Annotated in this window: 15 protein-coding genes and 1 riboswitch; of the genes, 7 read left to right on the top strand and 8 right to left on the bottom strand. The window is 38.2% G+C overall.

Translation table 11 applies throughout. The features are described 5' to 3' along the window. Positions 1-35: 35 nt before the first annotated feature. Positions 36-175, bottom strand: a riboswitch (cyclic di-AMP (ydaO/yuaA leader). Positions 176-455: 280 nt separating this feature from the next. Further along, a complete protein-coding gene (locus IHV11_RS11800; protein ID WP_197127299.1) occupies positions 456-704 on the bottom strand; it encodes a hypothetical protein in 249 nt (82 codons plus the stop codon). 51 nt (positions 705-755) lie between these two features. Continuing rightward, positions 756-2039 (bottom strand): MFS transporter, encoded by a 1284-nt coding sequence (locus tag IHV11_RS11805; protein WP_197194734.1) that lies wholly within the window; start codon positions 2037-2039, stop codon positions 756-758. A 230-nt stretch (positions 2040-2269) separates the two neighbouring features. Between IHV11_RS11805 and IHV11_RS11810 the strand changes: the two genes are divergently transcribed. Beyond that, the gene (locus IHV11_RS11810) at positions 2270-3454 is read left to right on the top strand and encodes a DHH family phosphoesterase (RefSeq protein WP_197194735.1); all 1185 of its coding nucleotides are present in this window, start codon (positions 2270-2272) and stop codon (positions 3452-3454) included. Positions 3455-3640: 186 nt separating this feature from the next. Here the strand turns inward: IHV11_RS11810 and IHV11_RS11815 are convergent, their stop codons facing one another. Beyond that, positions 3641-4081 (bottom strand): MarR family winged helix-turn-helix transcriptional regulator, encoded by a 441-nt coding sequence (locus IHV11_RS11815; protein WP_197127296.1) that lies wholly within the window; start codon positions 4079-4081, stop codon positions 3641-3643. 153 nt (positions 4082-4234) lie between these two features. Between IHV11_RS11815 and IHV11_RS11820 the strand changes: the two genes are divergently transcribed. From IHV11_RS11820 to IHV11_RS11835, 4 genes are all read left to right on the top strand, one after another. Then, positions 4235-4657, top strand: coding sequence for an organic hydroperoxide resistance protein (locus IHV11_RS11820; RefSeq protein ID WP_066392468.1), 423 nt, complete (start codon positions 4235-4237; stop codon positions 4655-4657). A gap of 188 nt (positions 4658-4845) precedes the next feature. After that, positions 4846-6228, top strand: a complete 1383-nt coding sequence (locus IHV11_RS11825) for a sigma-54 interaction domain-containing protein (protein ID WP_197194736.1) — start codon at positions 4846-4848, stop codon at positions 6226-6228. Between the two features lie 90 nt (positions 6229-6318). Next, a complete protein-coding gene (locus IHV11_RS11830) occupies positions 6319-7656 on the top strand; it encodes an aspartate aminotransferase family protein (RefSeq protein ID WP_197194996.1) in 1338 nt (445 codons plus the stop codon). 43 nt (positions 7657-7699) lie between these two features. Next, positions 7700-9142 carry a sodium:solute symporter gene (locus IHV11_RS11835; RefSeq protein WP_197127294.1) on the top strand — a complete coding sequence of 481 codons (1443 nt, stop codon included), beginning with the start codon at positions 7700-7702 and terminating at the stop codon, positions 9140-9142. A 73-nt stretch (positions 9143-9215) separates the two neighbouring features. Here the strand turns inward: IHV11_RS11835 and IHV11_RS11840 are convergent, their stop codons facing one another. The 3 genes from IHV11_RS11840 to IHV11_RS11850 form a co-directional block, all read right to left on the bottom strand. Further along, positions 9216-9497 carry a hypothetical protein gene (locus tag IHV11_RS11840; RefSeq protein ID WP_197194737.1) on the bottom strand — a complete coding sequence of 94 codons (282 nt, stop codon included), beginning with the start codon at positions 9495-9497 and terminating at the stop codon, positions 9216-9218. Between the two features lie 83 nt (positions 9498-9580). Continuing rightward, complete coding sequence (locus IHV11_RS11845) at positions 9581-9901, bottom strand: hypothetical protein (protein ID WP_197194738.1); 321 nt, start codon at positions 9899-9901, stop codon at positions 9581-9583. Positions 9902-10024: 123 nt separating this feature from the next. Continuing rightward, entirely contained in the window at positions 10025-10519 is a 495-nt protein-coding gene (locus IHV11_RS11850) for a competence protein ComK (protein WP_197127291.1), read from the bottom strand. A 272-nt stretch (positions 10520-10791) separates the two neighbouring features. On the opposite strand from IHV11_RS11850, the gene IHV11_RS11855 reads away from it, so the two are divergent. Both IHV11_RS11855 and cphA read left to right on the top strand, forming a co-directional pair. After that, positions 10792-11586: a cyanophycinase gene (locus tag IHV11_RS11855; RefSeq protein WP_197127290.1), complete on the top strand. Its 795-nt coding sequence runs from the start codon at positions 10792-10794 to the stop codon at positions 11584-11586. A gap of 15 nt (positions 11587-11601) precedes the next feature. Then, entirely contained in the window at positions 11602-14229 is a 2628-nt protein-coding gene (gene cphA / locus IHV11_RS11860; RefSeq protein WP_197194739.1) for a cyanophycin synthetase, read from the top strand. A 38-nt stretch (positions 14230-14267) separates the two neighbouring features. Here the strand turns inward: cphA and IHV11_RS11865 are convergent, their stop codons facing one another. Both IHV11_RS11865 and IHV11_RS11870 read right to left on the bottom strand, forming a co-directional pair. Then, a complete protein-coding gene (locus IHV11_RS11865) occupies positions 14268-14672 on the bottom strand; it encodes a hypothetical protein (RefSeq protein WP_197194740.1) in 405 nt (134 codons plus the stop codon). Between the two features lie 129 nt (positions 14673-14801). Next, a complete protein-coding gene (locus IHV11_RS11870) occupies positions 14802-14960 on the bottom strand; it encodes a DUF3934 family protein (protein ID WP_082861310.1) in 159 nt (52 codons plus the stop codon). Between the last annotated feature and the right edge of the window lie 326 nt (positions 14961-15286).

Raw genomic sequence — 15286 nt, forward strand, 5'->3', positions numbered from 1 at the left:
TAAAATTGTTATTATTACTCTTTTTTAATGTTCACCTTCCCTCTCCTACCACGCTTACGAAGTTAGCTGACGGGTTCGGACGGCAGAAGTCGCCCGACTTTATAAGTTTCACCCCAGGCAATGGAAACTGCCGATGGTTCCTCCGTTCCAAATTTGGATTCAGCGGTCATGGAAAAAATTTAAAGTTTTACGATAAGCAATATATTACTCCTGGTTTCAGCCGTTGTAAATCCATTAAAAACTCTGAAATATTCATATTTCGTATAAAAACGAATTAAATAAACTTATTTAAGAAACAAAAAACAAACAAATCATCTTTTTTCTTTTACTTTCTCAATTTTTCGATACATTTCAAACAAAATAATAGTTGTAATATTCTAAAAAAACCAAGTACTGAACTTAAATTTTTTTTTAAAAATAAAAAAGCTAAGCAAATTTTACTTTGCTTAGCTTGGTTAAAACGATCTAAAATCCAATCTCTGTCTTTTAGTCCAGAGCCATACGCCTGTGAACAGATGAATCGCAAACACTACAAAGACAGCTCCATAACTTTCTGTAATCCAGCTCACAAACCAAATGATCGGTAGAGCTAAAAAAAAGTTAACAAGCAACAACACCCATGAAGTTCTCGCTATAGCTACAAAGAATAAAATAATTGGTAAGATTAAAAAAATCCAGAATAGTACGTTTTGAAAAGTTGCCATGACTTCCCCTCCGCTTTTCATTATAAAAGGGCTTCGCCATAATCTCCAGCTTTAAACTGGTACTTTTTCTAATTCCAAATCATTTTTGTTATCATTTTCTTCAATATCATACCTGGGTAGAGTGAACATGTAGAATAGTCCAACAAGAATCAGACATCCTCCCACAACCCAGAACAGCATTTCTACGGTTAGAATTTTCGGGAAAAACACAGCGATTAAACCGAGTGTCATGGTGTGAGATAGCATGTTGATCGGTGTAATCCATCCTTGAACACGTCCCATCATTTTAGGATCTACGATCTTAGGTAACCAGCCACCGATTCCAATATTGATTAATGGAATGCTAAACCCAGCCAATCCTGTAAAAATAAAGAATGTCAACACATTTGGCGCGATGGCGCATAAACCAAGTGACAATCCACTTACGAATAGTCCAAGAACAATCGCATACGAGAGTCTGATCTTTTTAGCGAGCATCGAACAAATAACACTCCCTGTAAGGATAGATACACCAAACACCACACCCATCCACATCATCATTTGTTCGTAATTATCTGGAGCGAGTTTATATTTCATGATAAAAGCCGGCATAACTGACAATCCACCATTTACTATACCAAACAAGAAAAAACCAAAGATTAATGAAAGTAGAAGCTTAGATTGTTTAATGTAATTGAACCCCGCAACAAAATCCTTCCATACCATCTTTACACGAATATCTTTGAACCTGTGTTGTCCGTTCGGCAGACGAACATCTTCATCAACTCTCATACTCATAATTAATAATGCTGATATAACATATGTAATAAGGTCAAATGCAATTGCTCCTTGTATTCCTATACTCCAATAAATAAAAATGGCGATCATGTTCCCAAAAAGCATAAATAAACTACCTACCATTTGATTCAATCCAGCTGCAATTGCATACTCCTCTTTCGAGAGTACACCTTGTACCATCGCTTGATCAGCAGGAAAAAAGAATTTACCTACTGCACTTCTTAAGAATAAGATAGCAAAAATCAAAGGCATCCAGTCTAGCCATATAGCACCCATTAATAAGAGGCACAGCCCTGCACAAATCCAATCACAATAAAGCGCGATTTTTTGACGATCCATTCGATCGGCTAATACCCCTACGATAAAGAAAACAGCTAGTGTTGGCAGAGAATACATCAATTCTGCAAGTGTGGCATAAAACGGCTGTTCACCGAACTTATCCAACAAATAAAACATAAAAGCTGTAACGCCGATAATACTTCCCATCATTGAAGTAAAACCAGCAAAAAACAGCTTGCTGAAGTTTTTATTCTGAAACACTTTCAGAAACTCCTTCACATCATAACCCCCAACTTTAAATAATTTTCATCATTACCATTTTCTACCTAATGAAATCAATTGTAAATAAATTCTTGTGAAATTTCACAAGAATTATTTAGCATATTCATCCGGTTTCGGTGTTAAAATCAGCTGAATTTGTAAATGAAAAGAATACTACGATATAAAGGTTGAACTTTATGCTTTATGACGATACTCTAGACAGAGAGCATAATAGAGAGGATACTAACATGATTCATTTATTTTCACACAACGATTTAGACGGAAAATCGTGCGGTTATTTAGCACAACTAGCATTTGGAGACAACTGTAAAATATCGTATTGTTCACATGGAACGATTAATGACCGTGTAGAGATGCTGCTTGATAATCCGAGAGAAAGAAAAACAGAAATTATCATTACAGATATTGCGGTTAACGAAGAATTAATGATGCGACTTGATGAACGATCTAATGCAGGTGGAAAAGTAAAGCTGATCGACCACCATGCAACAGCGCTTCATTTCAATGGGTTTGATTGGGGGCATGTTCAAGTTCGTTATGATGATGAACGTTTAACATGTGCTACTTCCCTTTTCTATGAATATTTGATCGAGAACGGTAAGCTTAAACCAACAGGTGCGCTCGATGAATATGTAGAACTTGTGCGTTTATATGATACGTGGGAATGGTTTGACCAAAAAGTTGAAGCTAAGCGTCTTAACGACTTATTCTTTATCCTTCCTCCTGATAAATTTGAGGATCAGATCATGGATCGTTTAAAAGGTGATTCTTTTCAGTTTTCAGAAACAGAAACAACGATTCTGGATCTTGAAGAAGAAAATATTGCAGATTATATTAAAAAGAAACAACGTCAGATGGTCGAAATCTGGGATACTTGGTCTTTAGGCGAAGGATTTGAAGAGAAAACGTATAAGGTTGGTATTCTTCATGCCGAACGTTATCACTCTGAGCTTGGGAACGAGATCAATCGTGAGAATCCTCACTTAGACTTGATTGTAATTCTAAATATCGCTAACAAACGGATCGGTCTTCGTACCATTCATGAAGAGGTGGATTGTTCGATCTACGCCAAACAATATGGCGGCGGCGGGCATCCAAAAGCTTCTGGCGGAAACATGACTTCTGAAGCATTTGAAAAGTTTGTTGTTGCTGCATTCCATGAACAACCTAGACGAATCGATGCACCGAAAAACGAGCACAACGTGAAGGAAAATCCTGATGGCAGCTTATATGTGAACAATCATCGTGAAGTATCTAAGATCTATTCAGAAGATAATCAAACATGGCTGATCACACATAAGACACATCCGGTCGATGAAATTTTCGATACGTATCAAGCAGCGGAAAATTACGTGAAGCGCCATTTTGAGGGCTGGTTAATGCGAGATGATGAAGCGAATAACAATAACTAATTTATAGTAAATACCTTGGCTACAATTGCCAAGGTATTTTTAATTTTGTAGATCACTTGTCATCATTTTCAATGACTCTGAATATCGAATATCTATGTTACATCACTCATGTGAATAGAATTGTGTTTTAGTTAGGATAAAAATTGTAAAGACGCTTAGAACCAATGCTAAGCGTCTTTTCGTTTATTATTTTGAATGATCTTGCAACTGTTCTAACATACTCGTCAATGTTTTATTCAATATTGTGAGTTCATCTTTTCCCATCGGAATATTATCAACAAGCTGATCCGGTATACACTCCGCTTTTTCTTTTAGTGCTTCTCCTTTTTCAGTCACAGAAACAATTACACTGCGCTCATCTTGTTCTGATCGTTTTCTTTCAACAAGACCATTTAGCTCCATGCGTTTTAACATTGGTGTTAAAGTTCCGGAATCTAAAAACAAGCGCTGGCCTAATTCTTTTACAGACAATGAATGTTTTTCCCATAAAAGAAGCAAAACTAAGTATTGTGGATATGTGACGTTGAGTTCTTTTAACAACTCTCGATAAAGCTTTGTAATCTCACGTTCTGCTGTATAGATTTTAAAACATATCTGATTTTCTAATTTTAACGTTTCACTTTTCATGATGTTTCCTTTCTTTTTGTAAAGGGTAATTGCATTATAACACAATTTAGTTTTACACAATTAAATTGTTTGACTCTACAAAAAGGATACGTTATGATGATTACGAGTCATTAAGTTGTACACAATTTAATTTTACACAAAGGAGTGTTTGGAATGGAAGCATTATACACAGCAAAAGCAACAGCTGAAGGTGGAAGAGCAGGTACAGTAAAGAGTGATAACGGTGTTCTAAATCATGAGTTAGCTATGCCTAAAGCACTTGGAGGATCTGGAAGTGAGAACGCAACAAACCCTGAGCAACTATTTGCAGCAGGATATGCCGCTTGCTTTGATTCAGCACTAAACCTTGTTGCGCGTCAAAGCAAAAAACGAATTGAATCGAAGGTTACTGCTGAAGTTTCTATCGGAAAAGATACAGATGGCGGGTTTAAGCTAGCAGTAGTACTAAACGTTGGTGTTAACGGTGTAACACAAGAAGAAGCTGAGGAATTAGTAAAGACAGCTCACGGTGTTTGTCCATATTCTAAAGCAACAAGCGGCAACATTGACGTAGAGTTGAAAACTGAACTTCTATAATTAAAGTTTAAAGGACCATTCATTTTGGTCCTTTTTTTATTTGTATCCCCCTCTCCTTTCTTCAAATCACCTCTTTTAAAATTAAAATATTCTCAGTTTCTATATTCAATCACAGTGAGTAGTCGTATAATTATTCATAAATAAATAATTATTCAGAAATGAATATTATTTAACTGATAAAAGGACTGATGAACTTGAATCAATCAAAAGATTGGAACGAAAATGAACAAATTCTTCATTCTTTAAAAGACGATATCTTAGTTACGAATGTAGAGGGTATAATCCTTAAAGTAAGTGAAGTTACAGGAAAGATCTACGGAGTAGAATCAGATAGTTTAATCGGAAAATCCGTTTATGATCTAGAAACTCAAGGATTATTTACACCGATTCTCACTCCAATGGTTGTAAAAGAAAATAAAAAGATTACGTTTGTTCAAACAACGAATAAAGGAAAAAAACTGCTTGTTACAGGAATCCCTGTTTATAACGAACAAGGCGAATTATATAGAATTGTAAGCTACTCACACGACATTACAGAACTGGCTCAGTATAAAGAGTTTTTGTTTGCTATGGAAGAAGAGATGCAGCGTGTAAAAACGGAGCTTGGACTATTGAGAAACAAACAGCTTCATGATGCTGGAATCATCGCTAAAAGTGAAGATATGAAAAAAGCTGTTTCAACAGCACTTCAGTTGTCTGAAGTAGATGTGAATGCACTCATCTTAGGAGAATCTGGTGTCGGGAAATCATTGTTAGCTAAATTCATTCACAATAAAAGTCACCGATCAAAAGGTCCATTCATTGAGGTTAACTGTGGTGCTATTCCAGATTCATTATTTGAAGCTGAATTATTTGGTTATGAACCTGGCGCTTTTACAGGTGCACATCAAAAAGGCAAAGTCGGTCTTATTGAACTATCGAACGGAGGCACACTCTTCTTAGATGAGATCGGTGAACTTCCCCTACAGCACCAAGTAAAAGTGTTAAAAGTCATACAAGAAAAACAGTTTTATCGTGTTGGAGGAACGAAACCAATCAAAGTAGATTTCCGTTTGATCTCAGCTACGAACAAAGATCTGCAGAAGGCGATCCATGAGAAACAGTTTCGCGAAGATCTCTATTTTCGTTTAAACGTAGTACCTGTAACGATTCCCCCACTCAGGAAGAGAACCGAAGATATCGTACCACTTATACATATGCTCTTACAGCAATTCGAAGAAAAATATAACAAGAAGAAAAGGTTAGATGAAGCTGTCATTCATCATCTTCTGCACTATGATTGGAGGGGAAATGTACGAGAACTAATCAACATCATGGAACGATTAGTGGTACTCTCCCCTACGACTCTCATTACGGATGAACATCTTCCTGATCATGTAAAAGAAGGTACATCTACACCCTCGCCAACTATTCATGCAGAACAAACACTTAAAGAAATGTTAGATGAAACAGAGAAACAAATTTTATTAACAGCAAGAAAGAAATTTAAAACGACCATACGGATGGCAGAAGCACTCGGCACTAGTCAGCCTTCAATCGTAAGAAAAATGAAAAAATATCAGATTATTTAGTTTTTTGGCATGATCCTTGCATGGATATTCTATATAGAAATTATTTATACAACATGAGAATGGAATATCAAGGAGGTAATACACGTGTCAATGAACAACTGGAGCAACCTTGTAACCGAAATGCCTAACCTTTTAGCGCCTAGTATGGCAAAAGATCATCCGAACCTACCCGTCGTAAAAGCAGAAGGCTGCTACTATTATGGATTGGATGGAAAGCAATATCTTGATTTCACATCTGGTATCGCAACAGCCAATACTGGCCATCGTCATCCAAAGGTGGTCCAAGCTATCAAAGATGCAGCAGATCACCTCATGCACGGGCCATCTGGGGTCATCATGTATGAATCAATCCTGAGACTTTCAAAGGAACTAGCTCATGTTCTACCAGGTGATTTGGACTGTTTCTTTTTTGCCAACAGTGGAACCGAAGCCATAGAAGGTGCTCTGAAACTCGCTAAGCACGTGACTAAAAGACCTTACGTTATTTCTTTTACAGGATGCTTTCATGGTCGATCACTAGGTGCGTTGAGCGTGACAACTTCCAAAAGTAAATACCGCAAGTTTCTACAACCGAACGGTCTTGCCTATCAAGTTCCGTATGCCGATGTAAAAAGTGCTCCAGCTGGTGAAGATCCAGAAACGTATGTCATCGAGAAGCTTGAGAAAGATTTTGAAACATTGTTCAACCATCAAGTAACACCAGAAGAAGTCGCCTGTATGATTGTGGAACCTGTTCTAGGTGAAGGAGGCTACATCGTTCCACCGAGTGGCTGGCTGAAGAAAATTAGAGAAGTTTGTGACAGACATGGCATTCTGCTGATTTTCGATGAAGTTCAGACCGGTTTTGGAAGAACAGGTGAATGGTTCGCTGCTCAAACATTTGGAGTTACACCAGACATCATGGCTATCGCAAAAGGGATTGCTTCAGGACTGCCACTAAGTGCAACGGTTGCTTCTAAAGAACTGATGCAACAATGGCCCCTCGGCAGTCATGGTACAACATTTGGTGGAAATCCGATCGCTTGTGAAGCAGCGCTCGCTACTATTGATGTCCTAACAAAAGAAAAGCTCATTGAGAACTCAAAAAACATGGGAAATTATGCATGTGCAAAATTGAAAAAACTTCAGGAACGTACACCGTTGATCGGCAGCATTCGTGCGGTAGGACTTATGATTGGAATTGAAATCATCGATCCTTTTACAGGTAAACCAGACGGTCAAGCACTAATGAAAATTCTAGACAAGTGTTTAGAGAAAGGCGTTCTTTTTTATCTTTGTGGAAATCATGGTGAAGTAATTAGAATGATCCCTCCTCTTACCATCAATCATGAGCAGATTGATCAAGGTCTTGCAGTCCTTGAAGAGTCACTTGAAGAATATTTGGATGAGGTTCATGCTCAACTCTCGGAAAACTATCAAAACACTTAAATGACACGGTTAAAGCATTACACTAAAAAGGAGGTTTTTTATTATGCAAACTTTTGATACTGTTATTATTCTTTTGTATTTTGCCGTATTGATCGGTGCAGGAATCATTGGCTCTACTAAAGCAAAGACTTCTGAAGATTTTACTCTTGCAGGACGAAACCTTGGCATGTTTATGTATCTTGGATGTTTGTCTGCCGTTATTTTAGGCGGTGCAGCTACGATTGGAACGACAAAGCTAGGATATCAGTTTGGAATTTCCGGCATTTGGTTTGTATCTATGATCGGTTTAGGCATTATTCTTTTAGGTACTATATTTATAAAAAAGATCGATTCATTAAAAGTTACAACAATCAGTGAATTATTAGGAAAACGATACAAATCCGAAACACGTCTGTTAAGTGCCATCGTGGCATCCATATATACTTTGATGATTGCAGTTACCCAAGTAATCGGGATGGGAACGATCATTAATGTACTCTTAGGCTGGAGCTTAACGACTTCCATGTTAGTAGGCGGAGGAATCGTTCTCTTCTACACAATCCTTGGCGGAATGTGGAGTGTTACAGTTACGGATATTATTCAATTTATCGTAATGACGGTCGGTGTCTTCTTCATTATGGTTCCTATGAGTCTTTCAAAAGTCGATGGGTTAGGAAATCTATTAACAGAACTTCCTCAGTCTCACTTAGATTTCACAGGTATCGGTTATCAGCAGATCTTCCAATACTTTTTGTTGTTTGCACTTGGTATGGTCGTATCACAAGACATCTGGCAACGAGTATTCACAGCAAAATCTAGTAAGATTGCTAGAAACGGCTCTATCTTCGCGGGTGTTTATAGCTTTGCATACGCGATTGCAGGAAGCATCATTGGAATGTGTGCATTCTTGGTGCTGCCTACCCTAGATAATCCGCAGAACACGTTTGCTGAGATGGCTCTTACCATTCTCCCTACTGGTATTTTAGGACTTGTACTTGCAAGTGTGTGTTCAGCACTTATGTCAACCGCATCTGGTTCGTTACTTGCGTCTTCTACTTTAATAACGAACGACATCCTAAAACAGTATTTCTTAAAATCTCCTACTGACAAACAAATGATTAGAGCATCAAGGATCACAACGCTTATTATCGGTTTAATCGCCATTACCTTTTCCATATGGATTCAAGATGTACTCGTTGCACTTGATGTGGCTTATGCAATACTATCTGGAGCAATCTTCATCCCACTTGTTATGACATTCTTTTGGAAACGAGCGACTCCTAATTCAGGATTCTACGCTATCTTAATTTCTACAGTTGTTGTACTAGCAGGATTGTTTATTGAAGGACTTACAGCTACGAATCCCATTCTTTATGGTATGTCTGCTGGATTGGTGAGTATAGTGGGTATTTCCTTATTCACCGCTCCAATTTCAACTGAGTTCGACACACCTTTCGATGAAGATGTAGCACTTGATGATGTAGAAGAAGGAAGAAAACAAGCTTAAATATAGAAAAGCCTCTCCCTCGGGAAAGGCTTTTCTCTTTTTATCCAACAATTTCAATAGCTAATGCATAAGATTATTTACCACCGATTCCTAACGATAACAACAGCAGACCGAATATAGAGATCAAAGCCATGAACAAGATAAAAAACAGTCCAAAAAACTTAGCTTTTCCAGCTTCTTTCTTTACAATAGCTATAACGCTAAAGATGACACCGATAAAATACAACATGATTCCACTAAAAAGAAAGACAGCAACCTGTTGAGCTACATCATCTCGAACGATGAATGGCCAGCCAGCAAGAACAATTCCCGCTATGCAAAACCATAATGATAAACGACCAAAACGCAGATTCAATATATGGCACACTCCTGTTTAAATTCTTCAAATGAAGTTCAATATCCATTGTTGCCATTTTTATATCAAAAATCAACTATCTACTAAATAAAATAATCTTTATAATAAACAAAGATGGAGACTAACGAAACAAGCGTATAAATAATAGCTGTATAATAAGGATAACTTGGTTTGAACGTAGCTTTTTCTTCTTCAATCTTGATTCCGGTCATAGCTTGTGCCTGCATGCGAACCATGTTTGATGAAAGTCCACCTTTCGAAGTGAAAAATCGAATCGTGAGAGCAAAAATCAAACCAACAAATAATGAAGTATCAATAAACGCCACTCCTAATAGATTTGCAACCACATAATTAACGACTAGCATTAATATTACGGTTACGATGCAGCTTATTACGTGTTTCATAACATCCCCTCCTTAACTGGTTATACGCATCACAAGGAAGAAAGTTCCAGATAAATGAAAAACATTGAATGAAAAAACGCCCATGCATATTGCATCGGGCGTGATTCTATTATTCTACTTCTCTTAATATCTTATTATTCTTTCACTCACTCGCTCACTAAGAATATATCTATATTGTGCTGTTCGGAAAAGTTTAGCCTCTAATGCATATTTAGATTGGGGTAAGATTAAATTTGCGGTGTTTTTAAAGTGGACACTGCATGTGTCGGAATCTATAGAATCTATCCGTTGAACATGTGATTGGGATAACCAGATGCACGTTTCATTCTTAGGAGATTCTACAGGAAAAAAGAAAATGCCAAGTTCGAGGTTAATCATGATAGGAGATAGACTAACATAGCCCATTGAACGACGCACTGCTTCACGCCTGCCTTCATAGCTAGATCCAAAGAACAAACAGCTCTCGTTAATGATCTTGATTGGACTGAGTGCAACTCTTTCGTTTTTTTCGCTTTCTAATATCTCGGTTTGAACCTCTCCGTATTCGTTATAAAACGGTAAGAGTGCCATCGTGCTCGTGTTAATTTCGTAGGATCGAAGAAGTAATGTTTTTTCCATTTATACATCCTCCCTTTAAATAGTTAAACGAATCATAACTCCTCCCCTTTAAAAAATTAGAAAGTAAAATACTCCCAATAGGTAAATTATACTAATTGTTTTGACAAGAATCTATATAATTTTACAAAAATTTTAACTATTTAAATAAATAGTTAAATAATTCCTCAAATAGGTTTGAATACTAGCGGATCGTGGAATACATAACAGGGCGAAATGGACGATTATTTCGACCTGTTTTTCCTACTACTTAATGAATAAGAGGCTGATGAAAGATGGCAAAAGGTGATCTGCTGATCATTGGTGGCAATGAGGACAAGAGCGAAAAGAAAATAATCTTATCTAGATTCTCTGCACTATGTAAAAATCGTCAGGGACCGATCGGAATCCTGACAACTGCATCCGGCTATCCGGAAGAAGTAGGCAGTGAATACTATCAACTGTTTCAAACATTGCATGGTACGAAGCCACTACTTTTCCATTTAGATTCCCGTGAAAAAGCGGAAGATCCTGAATTACCCGAACAGCTTTCTTCCCTGTCTGGTCTTTTCATGACAGGCGGCGATCAATTACGATTAACAAGCATTTTAGGTGGGACATCTTTTTATAAACACCTCTTTCGAGAATGGAAAGACGGTTTGATCATCGGTGGAACGAGTGCCGGTGCTGCTGTAATGAGCAGATTGATGATAATATCATCAAAACTGTTTGAAAAAGAAGATGTTTCCATACTTGAGTTAGGTTCAGGCTTTGGATTTTTAGAAGACGTAATTATTGATCAGCACTTTTCTCAGCGTGACCGTTTTAGTCGTCTCATGCGAGCTATCGCGTTAAATCCTCAGATCATTGGCATCGGAATTGATGAAAACACGGCAATCTGGGTTCATAACGACGGTAAGCAGTTTGAGGTAATCGGTGAGTACAACGTCAGCATATTTGATGGCAAAACCTCGACTTACGTAGACATCGCTGAGAATAAAGGAAATATGACGATTTCCGATATCCGTTTCCATACACTAGGAGCAGGTGCTGTTTTTGACTTATACAAACGAGAATTAATCATCACTTAAGGAGAGAACGTCTTAATGAAAATCAACCGCGTCAATTATTTAACAGGACCGAACCTTTACAGCTTTAAACCTACTATATGGATTGAGCTTGATATAGAAGAATTTGAGGAAAAACCCTCTAATACATTACCAGGGTTTGTAGATTCATTGTTAAAAGTCATTCCATCCCTTCACACACATACTTGTTCAAGGGGTTATGCGGGCGGGTTCGTAGAACGCCTTCATGAAGGAACGTGGATTGGCCATATATTAGAGCATATCGCCCTTGAGATTCAACATCTTGCTGGTATCACAGTCAAACGTGGCAAAACGATCACAAGTGAACGAAAAGGAATTTATTTTGTAACCTATGATTATGCAGAACCGAAATCAGGTCTATACGCTTTCGAAGCTGCACTTGAAATTGTAACCGCTATCTTAGCAGGAGATGAAATCAGCGCTGACTCGTACATCTCGCACACCTCTGACCTGTACCATCTACATAAATTAGGTCCGAGTACAGAGGCCATTTATGAAGCTGCTAGAAAACGAAAGATTCCAGTAGAGCGTATCGGAACAAACAGCTACTTAAGAATCGGAACAGGTAAAAAGCAAAAATCCGTCCAGGCAACCATCTCCTCCCAAACGTCATATTTAGCAGTAGAAAATTCTTGTGATAAAGATATGACCAAAACATTAGTAAGAGGTGCTGGGCTCCCAGTTCCGAAAGGTGATGTAGTTTCCAATGAATATGAGTTGCTGCAATCTGCTGAAAAAATTGGTTATCCGCTTGTCATTAAACCGCTTAATGGGAGACAGGGTCAGAACATCATAACAAATATTCAAAATGATACAGATTTAATTGCTGCTTTCCGCTGTGTGTTCAGCGAAGGTACTTCATATATTCTAGAGCGATATTATGCAGGCAACGATTACCGTTTTTTCGTTGTAAATAACGAGTTAGTTGCAGCAAGTCTTCGTCTCCCGCCATTCGTAATCGGTGACGGATATAAGACGATAGCTGAACTTATTGATGAAGAAAACTTAAATCCATTGCGCGGTGATGGTCATGAAAAAGCGATGAGCAAGATTCCTTTAGATGAACGTACGGTCGTTCATCTTGAGAAGAGTGGCTATTCTCTTCAATCCGTATTGAACAAAGGAGAGTCTCTAGAAGTATTAGGTAACGCAAACCTGTCTACAGGTGGTTCGGCAATCGATGTGACAGAAGACGTTCACCCTGACTACCGTAACATGGCCATTGAAGCTGCGGCTGCAGTAGGTCTTGATATTGCAGGAATCGATATTTTATCGCCCGATGTAACGGTTTCCTTTATTGAAGGTGAAGCTGCCATTCTTGAAGTGAATGCAGCTCCTGGTATCCGTATGCATCTTCATCCATCACGAGGAAAAAGTAGAGATGCTGGTGGAGCAATCGTGGACTATCTGTTTGGTTCTCGTGAGGAAGCTGCGGTTCCCGTTGTGGCTGTAACAGGTACAAATGGAAAAACGACGACCACTCGTCTTGTATCACATCTTTTACAAAAGGAAAACATCACGGTTGGATATACGTGCTCTGATGGGGTTTGGATTGGTGATCAGCAACTAGACGAAGGAGATTGCAGCGGACCAAGAAGTGCTCGTAAAGTTCTATCTCATCCTTCTGTCGATATTGCCGTCTTAGAGACCGCTCGTGGTGGAATGCTGCGCGAAGGCCTTGCGTTTCGCTATTGTGATGTTGGAATCGTAACAAACGTTAGTGAAGATCATCTTGGCTTAAATGGGGTAGAAACATTAGACGATTTGAAGAAATTAAAGCAAACAGTTGCTGAAGTTGTTCTTCCTGAAGGTACATGTGTTTTGAACGCTGACGATTCACGATGTGTGGATATGGCGAATCATACAAATGGCAAAGTAATCTTTTTCTCCCTATCAGTATTGAATCCAGTTATTCAAGATCAGTTAAAGCAAGGGTTAAAAGTTTGGTATCTAGAAGATGACTGGGTGGTATTTAACGAGAACGGTAAAGCGGAAAGGTTCCTTCCTGTATCACACATTCCGATTACGATTAATGGCGCTGCCCGACACAATATCGCAAATGTCCTAGGCGCACTCGCAGCCGCTCATTCTTTAGGAAGACCTTTGTCTGAATTAAGAAGCAAAGTGATCACTTTTCTTTCATCGGAAAATCAAAACAGAGGACGCTTTAATGTACTAAACATTCATGATCGTACAATTGTAGTAGATTATGCGCATAACCCTGCTGGCTTGAAGGCACTTTTTGAAACGGTAGATCAACTAAAGAGTGGTCGAGTAATAACGGTTGGATCAGCAGCTGGAGACAGACAAGACCAAACGATACAAGAGATGGGCCGAATCTTTGGAGCTCACTCTGATATTTTTATCATCAAAGAAGATGTAAACCTAAGGGGACGGATTCCTGGAGAAACGGTTCATCACCTATATACAGGTGTAAAAGAAGCGGAGGGCATTACATCCGTTTCTGTTTATCCTAAAGAAGCTGAGGCCTTGATCCAAGCATGGGAATGCTCAGAGCCTGGTGATACACTTGTTTTCCTCTATGACGAATACACGTCCATTCAAGGTATTCTGCAGAAAATCAGAAATTCAAAAGCTGTCGGTGTCCTGCAGAAGGCAGAATAAGAAAAGCAGTTCCCTTTTAGGGAGCTGCTTTTTACCGTTTATGCTTTAAGTGTTTTAACAACAATCGCTTGTGAAGCACTCTTAATTAAGCACCCTTCCAAATCTCCTTCACTTAACAAGCCGAGCATGATCGCAGACTTTACCTTTTCCTCATCTGGTTTTGGTACATGATGAATGAGATCTGTCATATTCAACTGAGTGAGTCTGTTCACTGTCTTTTCTTCGTGAAGCTTCTCTGATTTTCGGATCTGCCGCTGCAATTTGTAGTTGTTTACTGTTACTTCACCTTTCTCGTTTTGGCCAACTAAATGATCAAAATAAATATGAAAGACTTTTTTTAGTTCATCTAGTTCTTTTTCTAATTCTTTTTTCTTCTCGTTAAGTTTGTTATATTTTATGATCAAGTCTTCTGATATGGTATAGTTCGTATTTTGTGTAGTCAAAGCTCGTCCCTCCCATTTACCAATGAATAGTTCATCTTATGGTAGATTTGAGTGATTTATTCCAAAATAAAAACCATCTAACTTTAGTAGTAGATGGCTCATTCACAGCATTGGGCTGTTCTATTTTTGTTAATTGTTTTCTGTTCCACTTTCGTTCTCTGGTTTATTCTTACCTTTACTCACATAAGGCTTTGGACCTTTTTTCTTACTGCTGGATTTCCAACGGTTCCATCCCTTTTTCCCAGTTCCTTGCCCTACGCCGCTTTTCTTGCCTTTTGCTTTACTCATTTTAATCACTCCATGACCGTTCTTGTGCTTATTTCAAGCAGTAATTTGAATTATACTACATTAGCGGCGGCGGCGATAGTTCCGTAGGCAGTACTAATATCTCTGGATTATAAAATTATGTGATGGATGCCATTTTTTATGTGATAATCCCCATTTTTTATGTGATAATCCCCATTTTTTATGTGATGAGTGCAAATTTTTATGTGATTTCCCTAAGAAATTATTTGATTCACACTATTTTAAGGTTCAGTTATTCAGAAACTCGTTTATTGAAAGCCAAATTATGGAGTCCTATAATGAGTTCATAAGCCTAAAGGAGGTTATTT

The organism is Fictibacillus sp. 26RED30 (assembly GCF_015903845.1).
Classification (GTDB): domain Bacteria; phylum Bacillota; class Bacilli; order Bacillales; family Fictibacillaceae; genus Fictibacillus; species Fictibacillus phosphorivorans.

What these genes read in the sequence shown, in the direction of transcription:
- IHV11_RS11825 (WP_197194736.1), top strand. Translation starts at nt 4,846, where the DNA reads ATGAACTTGAATCAATCAAAAGATTGGAACGAAAATGAACAAATTCTT.
- cphA (WP_197194739.1), top strand. Translation starts at nt 11,602, where the DNA reads ATGAAAATCAACCGCGTCAATTATTTAACAGGACCGAACCTTTACAGC.
- IHV11_RS11820 (WP_066392468.1), top strand. Translation starts at nt 4,235, where the DNA reads ATGGAAGCATTATACACAGCAAAAGCAACAGCTGAAGGTGGAAGAGCA.
- IHV11_RS11850 (WP_197127291.1), bottom strand. Translation starts at nt 10,519, where the DNA reads ATGGAAAAAACATTACTTCTTCGATCCTACGAAATTAACACGAGCACG.
- IHV11_RS11835 (WP_197127294.1), top strand. Translation starts at nt 7,700, where the DNA reads ATGCAAACTTTTGATACTGTTATTATTCTTTTGTATTTTGCCGTATTG.
- IHV11_RS11800 (WP_197127299.1), bottom strand. Translation starts at nt 704, where the DNA reads ATGGCAACTTTTCAAAACGTACTATTCTGGATTTTTTTAATCTTACCA.
- IHV11_RS11870 (WP_082861310.1), bottom strand. Translation starts at nt 14,960, where the DNA reads ATGAGTAAAGCAAAAGGCAAGAAAAGCGGCGTAGGGCAAGGAACTGGG.
- IHV11_RS11855 (WP_197127290.1), top strand. Translation starts at nt 10,792, where the DNA reads ATGGCAAAAGGTGATCTGCTGATCATTGGTGGCAATGAGGACAAGAGC.
- IHV11_RS11830 (WP_197194996.1), top strand. Translation starts at nt 6,319, where the DNA reads ATGAACAACTGGAGCAACCTTGTAACCGAAATGCCTAACCTTTTAGCG.
- IHV11_RS11845 (WP_197194738.1), bottom strand. Translation starts at nt 9,901, where the DNA reads ATGAAACACGTAATAAGCTGCATCGTAACCGTAATATTAATGCTAGTC.
- IHV11_RS11815 (WP_197127296.1), bottom strand. Translation starts at nt 4,081, where the DNA reads ATGAAAAGTGAAACGTTAAAATTAGAAAATCAGATATGTTTTAAAATC.
- IHV11_RS11810 (WP_197194735.1), top strand. Translation starts at nt 2,270, where the DNA reads ATGATTCATTTATTTTCACACAACGATTTAGACGGAAAATCGTGCGGT.